Source organism: Acinetobacter sp. YH01006, from assembly GCF_013420445.1.
Taxonomy (GTDB): domain Bacteria; phylum Pseudomonadota; class Gammaproteobacteria; order Pseudomonadales; family Moraxellaceae; genus Acinetobacter; species Acinetobacter pseudolwoffii.
The window spans coordinates 244,739-258,000 of the sequence record NZ_VOYB01000003.1; the positions used below are offsets into that span (position 1 = coordinate 244,739).

Annotated in this window: 13 protein-coding genes and 1 other RNA gene; 5 read left to right on the forward strand and 9 right to left on the reverse strand. The window is 43.2% G+C overall.

Annotation, left to right across the window (positions count from 1 at the left end):
• Positions 1-17: 17 nt before the first annotated feature.
• From FTT73_RS04320 to FTT73_RS04335, 4 genes are all read left to right on the forward strand, one after another.
• A complete protein-coding gene (locus FTT73_RS04320; protein ID WP_218955688.1) occupies positions 18-692 on the forward strand; it encodes an HAD-IA family hydrolase in 675 nt (224 codons plus the stop codon).
• Positions 685-1,125 carry an RNA-binding S4 domain-containing protein gene (locus FTT73_RS04325; protein WP_180191075.1) on the forward strand — a complete coding sequence of 147 codons (441 nt, stop codon included), beginning with the start codon at positions 685-687 and terminating at the stop codon, positions 1,123-1,125. Before FTT73_RS04320 ends, FTT73_RS04325 begins: the two co-directional genes overlap by 8 nt.
• Before the next feature lie 145 nt (positions 1,126-1,270).
• Positions 1,271-2,311 carry a recombinase RecA gene (recA, locus tag FTT73_RS04330; protein WP_005096717.1) on the forward strand — a complete coding sequence of 347 codons (1,041 nt, stop codon included), beginning with the start codon at positions 1,271-1,273 and terminating at the stop codon, positions 2,309-2,311.
• Positions 2,312-2,401: 90 nt separating this feature from the next.
• Positions 2,402-3,013, forward strand: coding sequence for a regulatory protein RecX (locus FTT73_RS04335; protein ID WP_180191076.1), 612 nt, complete (start codon positions 2,402-2,404; stop codon positions 3,011-3,013).
• Between the two features lie 192 nt (positions 3,014-3,205).
• Here FTT73_RS04335 and ffs read toward each other — a convergent pair.
• An RNA gene (gene ffs, locus FTT73_RS04340) (signal recognition particle sRNA small type) lies at positions 3,206-3,302 on the reverse strand.
• Between the two features lie 293 nt (positions 3,303-3,595).
• Here ffs and FTT73_RS04345 point away from each other — a divergent pair.
• Complete coding sequence (locus tag FTT73_RS04345) at positions 3,596-4,393, forward strand: YbgF trimerization domain-containing protein (RefSeq protein ID WP_074382857.1); 798 nt, start codon at positions 3,596-3,598, stop codon at positions 4,391-4,393.
• A gap of 73 nt (positions 4,394-4,466) precedes the next feature.
• On the opposite strand, the gene lpxA is transcribed toward FTT73_RS04345, so the two are convergent.
• The 8 genes from lpxA to FTT73_RS04385 form a co-directional block, all read right to left on the reverse strand.
• Positions 4,467-5,255 carry an acyl-ACP--UDP-N-acetylglucosamine O-acyltransferase gene (gene lpxA / locus FTT73_RS04350; protein WP_074382858.1) on the reverse strand — a complete coding sequence of 263 codons (789 nt, stop codon included), beginning with the start codon at positions 5,253-5,255 and terminating at the stop codon, positions 4,467-4,469.
• A complete protein-coding gene (gene fabZ, locus FTT73_RS04355; RefSeq protein WP_171063349.1) occupies positions 5,252-5,737 on the reverse strand; it encodes a 3-hydroxyacyl-ACP dehydratase FabZ in 486 nt (161 codons plus the stop codon). Before fabZ ends, lpxA begins: the two co-directional genes overlap by 4 nt.
• Positions 5,738-5,742: 5 nt before the next feature.
• Positions 5,743-6,813: a UDP-3-O-(3-hydroxymyristoyl)glucosamine N-acyltransferase gene (gene lpxD / locus FTT73_RS04360; RefSeq protein WP_005096712.1), complete on the reverse strand. Its 1,071-nt coding sequence runs from the start codon at positions 6,811-6,813 to the stop codon at positions 5,743-5,745.
• Between the two features lie 3 nt (positions 6,814-6,816).
• Positions 6,817-7,314, reverse strand: a complete 498-nt coding sequence (locus FTT73_RS04365) for an OmpH family outer membrane protein (protein ID WP_005171235.1) — start codon at positions 7,312-7,314, stop codon at positions 6,817-6,819.
• 82 nt (positions 7,315-7,396) lie between these two features.
• Positions 7,397-9,841, reverse strand: a complete 2,445-nt coding sequence (gene bamA / locus FTT73_RS04370; protein WP_180077410.1) for an outer membrane protein assembly factor BamA — start codon at positions 9,839-9,841, stop codon at positions 7,397-7,399.
• A gap of 39 nt (positions 9,842-9,880) precedes the next feature.
• Entirely contained in the window at positions 9,881-11,236 is a 1,356-nt protein-coding gene (gene rseP, locus FTT73_RS04375; protein WP_100355037.1) for an RIP metalloprotease RseP, read from the reverse strand.
• A gap of 3 nt (positions 11,237-11,239) precedes the next feature.
• Complete coding sequence (gene ispC, locus FTT73_RS04380) at positions 11,240-12,436, reverse strand: 1-deoxy-D-xylulose-5-phosphate reductoisomerase (RefSeq protein ID WP_100534993.1); 1,197 nt, start codon at positions 12,434-12,436, stop codon at positions 11,240-11,242.
• The gene (locus FTT73_RS04385) at positions 12,437-13,261 is read right to left on the reverse strand and encodes a phosphatidate cytidylyltransferase (RefSeq protein ID WP_005096707.1); all 825 of its coding nucleotides are present in this window, start codon (positions 13,259-13,261) and stop codon (positions 12,437-12,439) included.
• Position 13,262: the final 1 nt, after the last annotated feature.

The window sequence follows — 13,262 nt, forward strand, 5'->3', positions numbered from 1 at the left end:
ACTTTGGAGAATCTTGAATGCAGAAGCCGACTATAATTTTCGATATGGATGGAACTTTACTTGATCTTGCCTACGATGATTTCATCTGGAATGAGTTGCTGCCTGTGCGTTATGCTGCCACACATGGCTGTAGCATGGAACACAGTCAGGCGACCCTCTCCGCATTCTATCAGGAACATAATCATACCCTAAACTGGTACTCCTCACGCTTCTGGACGGCTAAAGTCGAAGTTGATGTTCTGGCGATGCAGATTGAACATAAAGACAAAGTCGCTTTACGCCCGTATTGTCTCGAATTACTGGATTATCTGAAAACGAATGGCTACCCGATCTGGCTGGCCACCAATGCCGATTGTGCCGGACTGGCCTTTAAATTGGATCACTTAAATTTAAGCCATTATTTTGATGTGATTGTCAGTTCAGAAACGATTGGGCACGCCAAAGAATTTGTTGAATTCTGGCAAGGCTTGAACGCCATGCATCCCTTCGATCCGCAACATGCTTATTTTATTGATGATACTGAAAAAGTCCTGAATGGAGCCAAAGCCTACGGGATTGAAAACCTGCTCAGTATCCAGCAACCCTCTTCGGCCAAAGTCGCACGCGAGACTTGCAATTATCCGATGCTGCACCAATTAACAGATTTAATCACTTATTTAAATCAGGCTGAGGTAGAGAAAAAATATGCGTAAATCGTCTTTACCCGAAGATGTGGTAGGCATGCGTATAGACAAATGGCTTTGGGCAGCACGGTTTTTCAAGACCCGTTCCATTGCCAAACATGCAATTGAAGGTGGTAAAGTCCACCACAATGGTGAACGTGTCAAAGTATCACGCGAAGTTCGTGTTGGCATGGAACTGACGATTCAGCAAGGCATCGACAAGAAAACCGTGCTGGTTAAAGAACTTTCTGATGTTCGCGGCCCTGCACCTGTGGCACAAAAACTGTATGAAGAAACCGAAGTCAGTATTGCTCGACGGGAATTGATTACCTCACAAAGAAAGTTGCATAATCTAGCTCGTCCCGATCATCGCCCAAGCAAGAAAGATCGCCGGGATATCAGTAAATTTAAAAATGAAAATAGTCAGAGTTTTGATCAGTCATGGTCGTATAATGACGATTAAATCCAAGCGTCAGAATGTGTCGTACATGCGCTGACATTGATAGAACACTAGGGAAAATTCTGTCACTATACGCCTGTGGAACAAAGCTCTAATTTAAGACATCCACTTGAGTACTAACTGAGTGACATCGTATTGAGGTTGTAAGATGGATGAGAATAAAAACAAGGCGCTTAACGCTGCCTTAAGCCAGATTGAAAAACAGTTTGGTAAAAATACAGTCATGCGTCTTGGTGACAATACCGTTCAGGCTGTTGAAGCTGTATCTACAGGTTCTTTAACCCTGGATATCGCACTCGGTATTGGTGGCCTACCGAAGGGCCGTATCGTCGAGATTTATGGTCCTGAATCATCAGGTAAAACCACGATGACCCTGCAAGCAATTGCAGAATGTCAAAAAGCCGGTGGTACGTGCGCATTTATCGATGCCGAACATGCACTTGATCCGCAATATGCGCGTAAGCTTGGCGTAGATATCGACAACCTGCTGGTATCGCAACCCGATCACGGTGAACAGGCACTTGAAATCGCAGATATGCTGGTACGCTCTGGTGCAATTGACATGATCGTGGTCGATTCTGTAGCTGCTCTAACGCCACGTGCGGAAATTGAAGGCGAAATGGGTGACTCGCATATGGGTCTGCAAGCCCGTTTGATGAGCCAGGCACTGCGTAAAATCACCGGTAATGCCAAGCGTTCCAACTGTATGGTGATCTTCATTAACCAGATTCGTATGAAGATTGGTGTCATGTTCGGTAGCCCGGAAACCACGACTGGCGGTAACGCATTGAAGTTCTATGCATCTGTACGTCTAGACATCCGTCGTATTGGTCAGGTGAAAGAAGGTGACGAGATCGTTGGTTCTGAAACCAAAGTCAAAGTCGTGAAAAACAAAATGGCACCTCCATTTAGAGAAGCGCTGTTCCAGATTCTGTACGGCAAAGGCGTGAACCATCTAGGTGAATTGATCGATCTTGCTGTACAGCAAGAAATCGTGCAGAAAGCCGGTGCGTGGTATTCTTATCAAGGCGACAAAATTGGCCAAGGTAAGAACAATACCATCCGTTATCTGGAAGAGCATAAAGAAATGGCACAAACCATTGAAAAGCTGATTCGCGAGCAACTGCTGACCAAAGCCGTGATCACTGAAGAAGATAATAAAGAAGAAGCAGATCTTTTAGATGCCTAATCTATTATTTGCCTAGTCTTTAAACATCACGACACAGCGCCCTACGGGGCGTTTTGTTATGATGGGTAGATGATAAAATGCGAGAGAAAGATGTCAGAGGCAAAATTCAGCAAACTGCTCGATTATGAAACTTTAAAACAGCAATTTGGCGATGCTGATGATCAAGCGACCCAGCAAAACACATCGAAACAAAAACCCACTTTCGATTCAGAAGAGCGCCTGTTTGATACCTCTGGTGATGAAAAGAAAAAACCGGGCTTAACTGGCTCGCGTTTGCGTTCTTATGCCTTTGCCGTACTGACCCGCAAGGAATATGCCAAAGCCGAACTGATCGAGAAGCTATGCCTATATGCAGAGGATCGCGATGAAGTACTAGAATTAGTTGAAGAATTATCACGAGAGAATTACCAGAGTGATCAGCGTGTCGCAGAAACCATGCTGTCGAGCCAAAAGCGTAAAGGCAAAGGCCCCAATCAGATTAAAATGAAATTAAAAAACAAGAAAGTTGATACGGCTTTAATCGCAGAAGAACTGAAAGAAACTGACTGGGTGCAGCAAGCCTATGCGCTGAAAGTCAAAAAATATGGGGCGGAAGTTACTAAAGATCCGAAGCTCAAGGCCAAACAGATCCGTTTTCTGATGTACCGTGGTTTTGAAATGGATACGATTATTAAGGCGATTAACCGTAAAGTGGAAGATTAATTTGTATTCAGATTCATTAATAGACCCACTACAAAAGTGTTTGCAGATTGATCTTAAAATGAGAAAATCAGTTCGCTAGCAGAACGAATTATCGGGATAATAAAATATTAAAAATTAGCTGATATTAGAAGTGAGCTTTGAGATTAATAGGCTGGGATAAAATGTTTTTATTATTTAAAAATATGGTGGCAACCCTACCAGCAAAGCTCCGGCACATCATAGTTCTATTACCGTTGCTACCTTCCGGTCCTGGCGGGGTTCATAGAGTACAATTGCGAAGTAACCAGCAGGGCTACCATTACAAAAACAGAGTATAGAGATTTTTAATCAAGTTGCAAGCTTTGTTCCTTAAAATAATCCATCAAGCTATCCGTTTGATTATTTTAAAAACAATATTAATATTTCTGCTGATTTTCAAGCGATCTTCACAATCAATCCATCAACACCCAGATTCGCATGATCTTTGTAAAACCTTGTTGCAATTTCTAAAAATGCCGTTTTTAATGTGTGCAATGTATATGAATGATCTTCTTTAAAAGATGAGCAGCGGATACGTATCTCACAAAGAATTATGGAAATTTTATGATGTTTAAAAAGACCGTATTGTGTGCAGTGACAGCACTCTTTACCACACCGCTATTTGCCAATATTCCAATTGAATCGCGTGGCTTGAGCCAGACTGCCAATCAAGCGTCAATGAATACCCAGTCTGCGAGTTCTGCCGGCGTATCGACACCTGTGCAAACCAATACCAGCTGGCAGATTATGCAAAAAAACCAGCAACTGGAAAGTGATCTGCGGATCTTGCGCGGCAAAATGGAAGAACAGGAAAATGAAATTGCCCAACTGAAAAGCGAACTGACCAATCGCTATGCCGATCTCGATCAGCGCCTGGAACTGTTACAGCAAAAAATTGAACCGGCTGAAGAAAACCCAACGGAGGACAACCCACAGGATAGTTCTCCCAGTTTAAATGCGAATGAGATCAATACAGCGAGCAGCGGACAACAGCCCACCGAGCTGGACAAAGCAGCCTATACAGTAGCCTTAGATGCCTATAAAAATGGCGGTGCAGCCAAAGCCATTGCACCCATGCAGAACTTTATTAAAAACAATCCGAATAGTGTGTATATCAGCAATGCCTATTTCTGGTTAGCAGAATTCAATCTGGCCATCGATCCGCCAAATTTTGAAGAAGCAAAACGCAATTACACCATTGTGGCAGACCGCTATCCAAAGTCGACCCGTGCTTCGCGTGCGCTTTATCAACTGCATAACATTAGCAAGGACGTCGAGCAAAAACCGGCCATTGCCACCCAGTACAAGAACAAATTACTCAGTAATTACCCGCAATCTGAAGAAGCTAAATTTTTTAAGTAATAATCTTCTAGATAACCCTTAATTCAGCAATAAAAAAGACACCTTAAAGGTGTCTTTTTTTACTTGAAATATTTTAGCGCACAATACCACGCTTGGATTGTTCAAGAGAATCAATCAAACGTTGTGCTTCGGCAACTTCCGGCAAGATATCTTTACGAATCTGCTCGATTGCTTCCTGAGTGGTTAAACCTGATTTATAAATCAGTTTAAAGGCAGTACGCAAACCGTCAATTATGGCCTTAGACCAGCCCTTACGACGCATTCCCTCAATATTCATAGCAAAAGCGTGCGCAGGATTACCTGACACCATCACATAGGCCGGCACATCTTTCAAAATCAGTGATGCTCCGCCAATCATGCTATAAGAGTCAATCTTGCAGAATTGATGAATCCCTGAGTTTCCACCAATGACCACATAATCCCCGACATGAACATGTCCAGCCACACCGACATTATTGGCAAAGATATTGTGATCACCGACCATGCAGTCATGGGCAATATGGGTGTTGACCATTAGAAGATTATGACTGCCAATCTTGGTTAAACCCTGATCCTGAACGGTACCACGATGCAAACTACAATGCTCACGGATCTTGTTGTGATCGCCAATCTCAAGCCAGGTTTCTTCACCGGCATACTTAAGATCCTGACAAACCTCGCCTACACTGGCGAACTGGAAAATTTCATTATATTCACCTATACGCGTATAGCCACCCACCACTACATGTGAATGAAGTTTGCTACCCGCACCAATAGTGACGTTTGGCCCAATAATACAGTATGGACCAATTTCTACATCAGCAGCGATGACTGCTGATGCGTCAATAATGGCAGTTGGATGAATAAGGGGATTATTGCTCATGCCTGCTCGACTTTTTGATGCGAAACCATAATTTCCGCGGTTGTTGCGACGACGCCATCTACAGTGGCAATACAATTATATTTGTAAATGCCGCGCTTTTGCATCACCAATTCAGCTTTTAATACCAATTGATCGCCTGCAACCACCTGTTTTTTAAACCTAACCTTCTCCGCACCGGCAAAAAGGAACAATGAACCCGCACTTGGTGTTTCATTGTTCATCACAAAACCCAAGATTCCCGAGATTTGTGCCAGTGCTTCAACAATCAGCACACCCGGCATAATTGGATAATTCGGAAAATGGCCTTGCAAAAACTCTTCATTAATTGAGACGTTTTTATAACCAACAATGCCATTTTCGGTAATCTCGACCACGCGATCAACCAATAAAAATGGATAACGATGGGGCAAATATTCACGAATCTTTTGAATATTCATTGGCAATTCAGGTTTCGTGAATGTAGGCAAATTCGACTCTGTCATCATAATTATTTACGCAACTTAAATGTTGATTCAATGGACTCAATTTGAGATTGCATATGATCTAGTCGTTTCATCACCTGGGTCAATGGCACATCTGCTAATTGTTTAAAACGCACAGCAGCACGTTTCCAGTGCAAACTTTCCAACATAGGTGTGCCAGAAGAATAACTGCCCGCCTCAGAAATATTTTTTGTCACCATTGACATGCCAGTAATTGTGACATTATCTGCGATATTAATGTGGCCTACTACCCCCACCGCACCTGCAAATACACAGTTTTTGCCAATTGTAGTGCTTCCGGCGATTCCGCATTTTGCTGCGAGTGCGGTATTGGCACCAATCTTGACGTTATGCGCGATTTGCACAAGATTATCAATAATCACACCCTGTTGCAAAATCGTATCATCCAATGCACCGCGGTCTATACTACAGTTTGACCCGATACGCACATCATCAGCAATACGCACAGAACCAAGCTGGGCAATACGATGCCATTTACCTTGATAAGGTGCAAAACCAAAACCTTCGCTGCCAATCACGGTATTGGCATGAATACGAACGCGATTGCCAATTTTGGCGCCACCCGTCAGCGTCACATGCGCATCAATAAAACAGTCCTGACCGATTTCCACATCATTATCGACATGTACATGAGGCTGAATCACGGTATTGGCGCCCACAACACAATGCTCGCCAATCACCACATAGTGTCCAATATACGCATCATCGGCGATGATCGCTGAAGGATGAATTTGAGCAGTACTTTCGATACCACGCTGGGTATTTTTTTTCTCAAATACATGGGTCAGGATCGCAAAAGCCAGATAAGGATTTGCAACAACAATAAAGTTCTGATGTGACGTTATTTGTTGTTTCAGTTCAGCCGTGACAATTAAAGCAGCTGCCTGACTTTGATTGGCTTGCTCTACATATTTGTCTGCATTGACGAATGCCAAATCTTGCGATGTCGCATGCTCAAGACTGGCCAAAGCGCTCAAACGCAAATCTGCCTGACCTACGCACTCGCCTTGAACCAGGCGAGCAAGGTCAGCTAACTGAAGCTGTTGATGATTCATTGATTACTTAATTGCATTAACCTTTTGAATCATTTTATCAGTTAAATCATATTTAGCGTCATAAGCAAGTGCTGAATTTTTATTTAAAACCACATCCAGGTTATTTTCTTTACGCAATTGTTCAGCAATTTGCTTTACACGTGCATCAAATACCGTCCGAATCTGCTGAATCGAACTCTGAACATTACTCTGCACAGATTGTTGCAACTGATTCAATTCCTGAAATTTAGCCTGATATTGCGTAGACATCTTCTGCTTTTCAGCATCGCTCAGTTTGGTATTAGACTGAGCACGCTGCTGCAAAGCTTCCAGTTCTTTACTGAGTTGTTCAATCTTGCTGGTTTGTGGCTGAATTTTTTGTTGAAATGCCGTGTTTTGCTGTTTCAGATAAGTACTGCCTTCGACTACACGCTCCAAGTCAATCACACCAATACCAGCTGCTTGAGTCAAAGGTGCAACACTTGCCAAAGCCAGGCTCATCGCCATGATCATTTTTTTCATATTCTTACTCATTCAAAAAAATTTGCTCATAAAGCCTCGCAACCTCATGAGCAAAATCTATATTCAGGATTAGCTAATAATCTTAGAAAGTACGGCCAATTTCGAACTGGATATTTTTAATTTCATCACCATCTTTCTTATTCAACGGATAAGCATAGCTCAGTGACAATGGGCCAATCATGGTAATCCAGGTGAAACCCGCACCGACGCTATAGCGCATATTGCCTGCATCGAAACCGAAGTTATCTTTACAATATTGACGTAAGTCACCAGATTGTGAAACATCGCAGTTTGTATCGAAAACTTGTGCACCTTCGGCAAAAATCACTGGACGTACCTGACGTGCCCAATCGCCTTTAAATGGCACTGGCAGTACCAGTTCAGTACCAAACTGAACCAATGCATTACCACCAACCTCCTCTAGATCAAAGTCACTAATGCCTGCATTTTCTGCATAGACACTGTCATATTTTGGACCTAAAGTACTGTTTTCATAACCACGCACTGAACCAAAACCGCCAGCATAGAAGTTTTTATAGAATGGTAAGTCATTACCATAGCCCAACTTCCCATAACCGCGCAGCACAAAATCTTTGCCTAGCGGGAAGAAAGCCTGAGCATCATAAGTCACTTTTTGATATTCAACATCACTACCTGGCAAGGCTATTTCAGCATTGACACGATGTGACATTCCTGTCGTCGGAAACATTGGACGGTTTAAAGTATTGTAAGACCAGCCTAAGTTTAAGTTATATGTTAAAAATTCACCTTGAAAGCGGTCTGATTTTAAATCAGTTTTACAAGGATCAGCATTGTCGATACAGTAAGGACTTTGGCCTATTGACTTACCGTCATTTGCTAATAGGTAATCACGAACATAGGTGGAAACACCATTACCAGTCGTTACTTCAGTATTGTCGACATTTAGGCCTAAGCTAACACTCTGGTTTTCATCAATTGGATAACCGAAGTTGATTCCACCACCTAAACTATCTGTGACATAGTTGTTGACGTTATAGTTATCATCGAGCTTGGTTTTACGGTAGTACATGTTATAGCCGCGACGTACACCATCAATGGTAAAGTACGGGTCCATCACACTCAGATTATAATAATCTTGGGTTTCAGAACGCGACAAGTCGATCGATACACTATTACCAGTGCCCAGGAAGTTGGTCTGACTTAAACCTGCCTGGAACGTCACACCGCCACTTTGCGAGAAACCCACTGCCAAGGTACTGGTACCTGAATGCTGTTCTTCTACTGCGACATTTAGATCGACCTGATCCGGTGAACCCGGAATACGTGCAGGCTTGATATCGACTGTTTTAAAGAACCCGGTACGTTCCAGACGGACTTTAGACAAGTCAATTTTTTCATTACTGGCTAAAGCACCTTCCATCTGGCGCATTTCACGACGCAATACTTCATCTGCAGTTTTGGTATTACCGGTAAAATTAATACGTCGTACTGTAACTTGCTGACCCGGATTGATATAGTAATTTAAATCAACCTGTTTGGTTTCATTATTAATTTGAGGAACAATATTCACTTCTGCATAATAATAACCAGCATTACCATATTTACGCTGTAATAGCTGCTTAACCACATTTACTTTTTCTTGCGAATAAGTTTCACCTTCTTTAAACAGCTGTAAGGCTTGCAATTCTTCAGTTTGATAAAGTGCATCACCTAAATATTTGGTTTGACCAAATTTAAATTGTTCGCCTTCATCTACAGACACTTCAATAAAGACATTCTTTTTATCTTCACTCAAGTTCAAACTGGAATTGGTAATATTAAAGTTAATATAACCCTGGTTCAGATACATAGCACGCAATGCTTCAAGGCTTGCAGCCATTTTTTCACGTGCATAACGGTCATTACGTGAAATCACCGAGTTCCAGCTACTTTCTTTAACAGCAAATACCTGTTTAATATCTGATTCTTTGAAAACAGTATTGCCAATGATATTGATATCAAAAACTTTTGCGGCTTTACCTTCAATAAAATCAATCTGCAATTCAACCCGGTTATTCGGTCTTGCTGTCGTCGTGACTGTAACATCTGCATCATAGCGACCTTGCTGCATGTATTGCTGCTCAAGCTCGGTTTCGACTGTCTGTAAAGCAGATTTTTTCAGCACTTCACCTTCAGCCAGACCCATTTTTTTCAGGCCATCTTCAAGTGCTTCCTTTGGAATCAGCTTATTGCCTTTCAGTTCGATTTTCGAAATGACTGGGCGCTCTACCACCTGAAAAACTAGAGTATTGCCTTGCTGAACAGCTTTGATGTCATCAAATAAGCCTGATGCATATAAACTGCGAATTGCATTGGCAATGACCGGATCATTGACCCGATCACCACTGTTAATTGGCACGAGGCCATATACATTCTCAGGAGTTAAACGCACTAATCCATCAAATTTTATATCTTGTACAATGAATTCATCTGCTGCATATACTTGTTGTGCTACTGCCATTGCACTAACGAGTGCCAGAGGCATAAATAAATGTGTGTGCTGCATGCCAGTCTTTTCCGCTGTTAATTTATTCCATCTACGTTGTTATAAACGCATAAAATCATTAAATAATGCCAGAAGCATCATACTGCCGAGCAGTACCATACCAATTTTTAGTCCAACCAATTGTATTTGTTCGGAAACAGGTTTACCACGAATTAATTCAACAAAATAGTAAACCAGATGTCCGCCATCAAGCATTGGAATCGGCAGTAGATTTAATATTCCTAAACTTACACTCATTAGCGCCATAAAGGAAATAAAAGTTTCCCAACCCATTTCTGCGCTTTGTCCTGCGACTTTGGCAATGGTGATCGGTCCAGATAAGTTATCCAGTCCAATCATGCCACGTACCATTTTGACAATCGAGTTCAGAATCATCGAAGATAAGTGCACCGTTTTATCAAATGCCATCACCAGTGCTTCAGCTGGATTGTAGTGAATGGTCTGCTTATATTCTGCGGGAATCGAGATTTTACCCGGATCACTTTGTACACCGAGCATACCCGTGACATTGCCCATATTGTCACGCTTGCCCTGTGGCATCACTTCAAGTTGCACCACCTGGTTTTCGCGCAATACATCCATCTTCAGTAATTTTTCTGGTGATGCCTGTACAATTTGTACCACATCAAACCAGTCTTTCATCTGGACACCATCAATGGCCAGAATTTTGTCACCTTGCTTCAGGCCTTGGCGAATTGCTGCACCATCTTCAGTCAGCTTGCTAATCACAGCCGGAATTTCCGGTCGATAAGGCAAGAAGCCCAGACTGTCTAACGGAGATTGACTCTGGTCTTTTAAATAGTCCCGAATCGGTAACTGGAACAGCTTGTTTTCCCCGGCACGTTCTGCCTGAATAGACACTACACCGGTTTCACCCACACGATCCACCAGCGCATAACTCAGTTTTTCCCAGGTTTCGACTGGAGTCCCGTCCACAGCAACAATTTTGTCACCCGGCTGCATTTGTACTGTTGCAGCCGGCGTATCTGGTAAAACTTTACCAACGCGGGTATTCAGCTGCTCTTGTGCCGGTAAAAACAGCACCCAGAATAACAGCACCGCAAGAATGAGGTTGATCAATGGTCCCGCTGCCACAATGGCAATCCGTTTCCAGGGATGCTGACGGTTAAATGCTTTGGGCAAGTCTTCTTCAGCAACATTGCCTTCACGTTCATCCAGCATTTTCACATAACCGCCTAAAGGTAAGGCGGATAGCTGATATTGAATGCCGGATTTTTTTGAGGTCCACTTTAACAGCGTTGGTCCAAAACCAATCGAATACACCAACACTTTAACGCCCAGTTTACGCGCCACAATATAGTGACCAAACTCATGAATCGCAATTAAGGGACCGAGTAACAGGATTGCGGCTGCAATAATAAACAAGGCGTTCATGTCTTAACTTCCTTTATTCACAACATACTGCTGTGATAAACCTCGTGCCATTTGATCTGCCTGCAAGATAGCCTCCAGATCATTTGCCGGCTGATTGTCCATCTGATTCAGGACATGTTCAACCACTTGAGGAATTTGGGTAAACCTAATTTGCTGATGTAAAAATGCGTCAACTGCAATTTCATTGGCCGCATTTAAAATCGTGGGTGCAATTCCGCCGCTCTGCATCGCCTGACGCGCCAACTTTAATGCAGGAAAACGAATCACATCCGGTTCCTGAAAGTTAAGCTGCGAGTGCATAAACAGATCTAAGGGTGGTACATGCGTACTGATTCGCTCAGGCCATGCCAATGCATGTGCAATAGGTGTGCCCATATCCGGATTACCCATTTGTGCCAAAGTTGAACCATCAACGTATTGAACCATGGAGTGAATAATACTCTGTGGATGCACCACGACTGTAACAAATTGTTCTTGAACTGCAAACAAATGACAGGCTTCGATCAATTCCAGACCTTTATTCATTAAAGTCGCTGAATCGACCGAAATTTTTTGGCCCATTGACCAGTTGGGATGCTTGCAGGCCTGTGCAGGCGTCACATCTTCAAGCTGTTGTAGACTATGATTGAGAAACGGCCCACCAGATGCAGTTAACAAAATTTGCGAGACACCCAGCTTGGGCTTGCCATGACGCTCTGCCTCAAAATAGTGCTGTGGTAAACACTGGAAAATCGCATTGTGTTCGGAATCCACCGGAAGCAATAATGCACCATGATCGCGTGCAGCCTGCATCATGACGTCACCGGACATCACCAAAGCTTCTTTATTGGCCAACAGTACGCGCTTGCCTGCTTTTACTGCAGCCAGTGTCGGCAACAATCCGGCAGCACCGACAATGGCAGCCATGACAATATCGACATCCGCATGTTCAGCCACAGCAATTAAACCGGCTTCATCTTGCAGAATTTCAATATCAGCCAGACCATGTTGCTGAAGGAGTTTTGAAAACTCCTCCACTTTTGCCGCAGGCACCACCGCCACTTTAGGGCGATATTGCTGGCAAATCTTGACCAGCTCATCAATACGACTTTGCGCGGTTACAGCAAAAACCGAGTACGCTTCAGGATGTCGCTGCAAGATTTTTAAAGTACTTTGACCAATAGAACCTGTAGCACCCAGTATACAAACCGCTTGTGACATTTATAAATCTACACCAATAAGTTTTAGAACAGCAATACCTGCCGCAAAGATTGGAGCTGCAGCAAGCAAAGAATCAATACGATCCAGCACCCCACCATGACCCGGTAAAATACGGCCCGAGTCTTTAATACCGGCACGTCGTTTGATCATGGATTCAAACAGATCTCCCAGTACTGAACTGAAGACCGTGATCACCGATAAGATCAGGAATAAAATAAGTTCTGGCCAGGTCATCTCCAGATAAAGCAAAGCAACTGCAATCACAATCAGCATTGAGGTGACCACACCACCATACAGCCCTTCTACAGATTTGTTTGGGCTGACATTTGGTGCAAGTTTTTTCCTACCGAATTTACGGCCGACAAAATATGCACCGCTGTCTGCGCCCCATACCAGTAAAAACAGGTACATCAACCACCACGGTGAACTTTGCCAAACCGAGAAAATTGCGGTGACAGCAGCAGAAATCAGCACTACACCAATGCCATTTAGGCTTGCGTTGTACCAGCCGTCATACTCAGGATAAGACTTGACCCAGTAAATACTGAGTAACCAGGTAATAATAGAAGCCACCCATAACAACAAAGCGACTTCAGCAAAATACAATGCCAATGCTGATAGAGCCGCGGTCAGCAACCCATATCCCCATGCAACGGGCTTGATGACCTGCTTAAATTTTCGCGGCATGAGTTTAAACCACTCATAACCGGCAACCCCGGCAGCAAGAACCATCAATACAAACATTGGATAATGTGATTCAGTAGCAAACATACAGCTCAGTACAACTGCTACCAACACCAATGCGGTTATAATCCGCTCAAACATG